The organism is Treponema sp. (genome assembly GCF_045657965.1).
Classification (GTDB): Bacteria; Spirochaetota; Spirochaetia; order Treponematales; family Treponemataceae; genus Treponema_D.
The window spans coordinates 1-4,298 of sequence record NZ_JAZOUG010000053.1; the positions used below are offsets into that span (position 1 = coordinate 1).

Sequence of the window (4,298 nt, forward strand, 5' to 3'; positions counted from 1 at the left end):
AAAGTTGTTTAAGGGGTATCACTTTTTTGACTTTCCCCGGTCCGGCCACCGCGCGTCACACCTCGCTCTGACCGGTGGCCACCGCCTTGCTCTTGCCCTGGCTAATCAACGGTACCTCGCGCTGCATCATGCCGTAGCATAGCAAAACCCCGGCCAGAGTTGACCGGGGCTTTACGTAGGGGATATGAGGAAACGTATGAAGGATTATTTGCGATAGTTCTTCATGGCCTGCAGCGTCTGAGGTCCTACGGATCCATCAACCTTAAGGCCGCAAGCCTTCTGGAAGTCGCGAACAGCTGCGCAGGTGACAGGCCCATACTTACCGTCTGCACCGTACTGTTTAAGTATACCGGGCTTGTACCATTCGAGAAATTCCTGGCATCTGACAACGTTTACGCCCTTGTCGCCCTTGTCGAAATAACCGCGTTTAGGTAACGTCGGGAATGTTCCCGGATAGTTACTAACAGGTGTAGGCGTTGGCGTCGGTGTCGGCTCTGTGCCGTAGGCCAAGAAGTTAATTTTGGCGTGTTTCTGCCAAGCCCTGCACTTGCCGTAGTTCTTGCCAATGTTCGCAAGGTTCGAGATCTGTACGCCCCCGTCCCACTTCGGGGTACATTCAACAACCTGCCCATTTCCAATATAAACGCCTATATGACCGGGTATAAGCACCATTTCGCCTTCATCAATCTTCGAGAAGTCGGCGCTTGACTGTGTGCCAAACTTATCATAAAAGCCTTTGTCGTTGTAATCGTACTTGTTATTGTACTCGGTTTCATGTCCCGGTGTCCAACCCCAGCACGCGATTGCTTTGATAAGCCCTACACAATCAAACATAAAGCCCTTACCGTCTGTAGGTATATTCCTTGCCTTATTCTTCGCATACGCCTTGCATGCGCGTTCTACGTTAGCAGGCGTGTTTTTATAGCCTATACCGCCTGTAACATAGTACGTTTCACATTCTGCCGCAAGTTTCACCAAGTCGACAAATGCTTTAGCTGTATATAACAAATTAGCCATAAGAACACCCCCTTAAGCTCTTACATAGCTAAACGATACACCGTAGTTATTTGCGGCCGCTGTCGTTGTAGTGATTGAAACATCGCCTGTAGTGCCGGAAACCCACGTCTGAAGATCAGCGTTTGGACTACTACACCTGAAGAACGTTCCGAAGCCTGCTTTAGGTACATATGGAACGGTAAATAATACACCTGTACTGCCGGTATAATCAGCATGGAATAATGTTGTAACCGTTACAACTTCACCTATTCTATACCAATATGCGTTTGCCGTTATATCGGTATGCGTATAAGCTATGGTGCCACTTTCAACTTCCGGAACGACTGGTGTATCAAGCCCCCATTCGCCGTTTTCATCAACCGCAAGGAATGAACCTGCATCAGCAATTGACACTTCAGGAAGTACCATTTCAACACTTTCGGTAAATGTCGGATTGCTTCCGTTCTGTAATACCGTAACGGTGCTGTCTGTGTAGTAATCAACTACACCGCCGGTTGCATGCTCTTCTCTGTTCGTAAATATGAACTTTCCATCCGGGCTTACAGACTCCTGAAGATGGAATGCAGCCAGATCATAAACCTTCATTGTGTGGCTGTCATAAAGCTTAATAACATGAGTGTCCTCACCGCTGGTATTAAGTGGTACGAACTGCTTAAGCCAGTCATATTCTATCCGGCTGTCATAAGCTGTAGTAGGATCAATAGGTATAAGTGAACTGTCAAATTCAAGATAATAAACAGCATTTGCTGATGGTACCGGCTGATTTTCAAGCGCTGTCACACGGTCAAGAAGTCCGGTAGTAGGTGTTTCTACTTCGGCCTGAAGTGTGCTGATATCCGGACCTATAGTATTTGTAATATCACCTTCGACTGCCGTTACTCTATCCAGAAGTCCGGTGGCAGGCGTTTCGACTTCTGACTGAAGTGTACTGATTGCCGGGCCTACATTGTTTGTAAGATCGTCTTCAACTACCGTCAATCTGGCATCGTAGGTTTCTACAGTTTCAGCTGCTTCTTTAGCTTCTGCAGCTGCATCCTTAACAGTTTCAAGAAGCCAGTCGGCATTTAATTCATGAAAATCCGTATACGGATATTTGTTATTGAAACGTGTCATTTTTAACTCCTTTCTTTAAGGTCCTTTAATAGACCATTATACAGAACTCTTTCATAAAAATATCTGTAATATGCTGCACAAGGTTCCATGTGGCAATTTCAAGTTCCGACTCCAGCATTTGCTGTGAAGTGGTAACACCTATATTACCATATAAATGGCCCTGATGTTTTCCTGTGGTGCTTCCGGTTCCTGTATTGCTTGTACTGGTTCCGCTTGTGGCATTCGTTTCGGTAGTATCTTTATAAGTGTTATATTTAGTCAGGTCTTCACTCTGTAAGGTCTTATTTGTATTCTCATAAGGCGTAACATAATGATCCTGAATCATTTCACCCGTAGGTGTTTCTTCGGTCTTAGTCTTATTTGAAACATTACCGGTTCCGATATTCGTGCTTGCACTTGTGCCGGTATCTTCCCACTCTTCATAGCGGTCGAAGTTATTAAGAGGATCGTATTTAATCTGTAATGCATTATACCACTTTTCAAAAGTCGGATACCATTTAGTACTCCAGTTAGTAATCAGCTCCTGCAGGAAGTACGGATCCGAGTACAATGTTTCAAAATCTGCAGACTCTTTCAAGATGTTCTTAACGACAACATCTTTAGTAATACCTGTCGGAAGAGTAAGGCCGGAGAATAGATCATCCTGAACAGATGCCATATAATTATTCAATCCGTAGATTGTCATCTTCATCGTTGACATTTTCTTCCTCCTCTTCTTCCGGCTTAAAATGCATTTCTGCAAAAATGTTTGTACCGAACATCTTATTTACATTCTCAGCTGATTCATTGAAACATTCAAGCCATGTAGTTAAACGTGTGATACTGTCTGTCTGGCGGCTGTTGGCTTCATCAGTCACCATTCTTTCTTTCTTTTCATAAGGAATAGTAGGAATGCCGACTTCAGCATCAAACATATTAAGTATTGTCTGAAAGTCCTTCAGCTGATCCGTAGTAATGTAATTATTCTTAAGGTCCTTCTTTTCCAGGAACTGAAAAGGTGTGTCCTTGCTCTGCGCATCATCAAGGATACGATAATCATATATGACTGCAGGTTCACCACGGTTTATTTTATCCAGCATCTTCTTAAGAGCTTCGGCAGCACTCTTGTTCTTTGCGCCGAGGATGTAAGAAAACTTATTATTTATCAGGGAAACATTGATTGCATTATCAAGAACAGCCAGTTTTTCGGCATAATATTCAATGACATCCCATATGCCGGAATAGTCCGGAGTGAGTTTAAGCAGTTCGCAGTTCTTACCTATTTCAAGTATCTTGGAATTGGCTGCGACAGATAAAGCAGGATTTGCAACGATAAAATGCGTAGGCTGATAATATAAATTGTACCCGGTGACGTTGCCGGGGTTAAAGATCAGGCCGCCTTCAGATGGCTCTTCCCATACACCGACAAAACCTTTCATGGATATTACATATTTAAAGAAATCCTTCACAGAATTTCCCTGCCATTCGTCCGGCAGTGTAAAATCAATCGTTGAAAGAGCACGGTGCAAGAGTGAGCGCACCCAATAATCGAAGGCCTTGTTATTGTACGCTTTAATCATTGAGGGATTTGTTGTTCCTGCGGCTGCATTTATCTGCTCAAAATTCAAAGGTAAATACATTTCTTGTCCTTTCTTCACACAAAAGGCGGCAAGCGGTATGACCGCCCACCGCCTCAGGTGATTATTTATTCAGATTATGCTCTCGCATTAGTCTGCCATGAAATAAATGATACCATTCTCTGTGAAGTCTGCGATAGCATTCTTCTGGAAGGACCACCACATGTTGTAATATCTCTTACGTGCTTCTACCGGTGTTGCAAGTGCATCTTCAAGCTGGTAATCAACAAGGATTGCATCTGCATCATAAAGAGCACCGATGAAATACTCAAGATTTACAGCAGTTCCTACTGTCTGGCTTCCTGGTGAAGAAACATCCGGAATGGCAGGTGTTACATTGATCTCAGCATTTCCGAGAATGTCGCCTGCATCAGCCTGCCAGAAGTTTACGAACTCAGCATTCTTAATATCAAGATACTGAGGGTTGAAGATCTCCGGCATGATAGTTGCTTCTGCCATTGTGATAAATGGCTTGTAAAGAATCAGGCGCTGTCTGCTCTTCGGAGTATGACGAAGAAGTGTATAAGAATCAGCTCCTACAGTCTTTGCAGG

At 44.0% G+C, this 4,298-nt stretch carries 5 protein-coding genes; all 5 read right to left on the bottom strand.

Annotated elements, in window-relative coordinates; all coding sequences use genetic code 11:
* Window positions 1–204: 204 nt before the first annotated feature.
* A complete protein-coding gene (locus ACKI5B_RS01970; protein ID WP_407425301.1) occupies window positions 205–1,017 on the bottom strand; it encodes a C40 family peptidase in 813 nt (270 codons plus the stop codon).
* Window positions 1,018–1,029: 12 nt separating this feature from the next.
* Complete coding sequence (locus ACKI5B_RS01975; protein WP_407425303.1) at window positions 1,030–2,130, bottom strand: hypothetical protein; 1,101 nt, start codon at window positions 2,128–2,130, stop codon at window positions 1,030–1,032.
* A 25-nt stretch (window positions 2,131–2,155) separates the two neighbouring features.
* Window positions 2,156–2,830, bottom strand: a complete 675-nt coding sequence (locus ACKI5B_RS01980; RefSeq protein ID WP_407425305.1) for a hypothetical protein — start codon at window positions 2,828–2,830, stop codon at window positions 2,156–2,158.
* Window positions 2,793–3,749, bottom strand: a complete 957-nt coding sequence (locus tag ACKI5B_RS01985; RefSeq protein ID WP_407425307.1) for a hypothetical protein — start codon at window positions 3,747–3,749, stop codon at window positions 2,793–2,795. The genes ACKI5B_RS01980 and ACKI5B_RS01985 overlap by 38 nt, the downstream gene beginning before the upstream one ends.
* Window positions 3,750–3,836: 87 nt before the next feature.
* Window positions 3,837–4,298 (bottom strand): hypothetical protein (locus ACKI5B_RS01990; protein ID WP_407425309.1); only part of this gene is annotated, 462 nt, incomplete at its 5' end.

Excerpts from the sequence above, each read along its gene's own strand:
- ACKI5B_RS01970 (WP_407425301.1), bottom strand. The coding sequence starts at position 1,017 with ATGGCTAATTTGTTATATACAGCTAAAGCATTTGTCGACTTGGTGAAA.
- ACKI5B_RS01975 (WP_407425303.1), bottom strand. The coding sequence starts at position 2,130 with ATGACACGTTTCAATAACAAATATCCGTATACGGATTTTCATGAATTA.
- ACKI5B_RS01980 (WP_407425305.1), bottom strand. The coding sequence starts at position 2,830 with ATGTCAACGATGAAGATGACAATCTACGGATTGAATAATTATATGGCA.
- ACKI5B_RS01985 (WP_407425307.1), bottom strand. The coding sequence starts at position 3,749 with ATGTATTTACCTTTGAATTTTGAGCAGATAAATGCAGCCGCAGGAACA.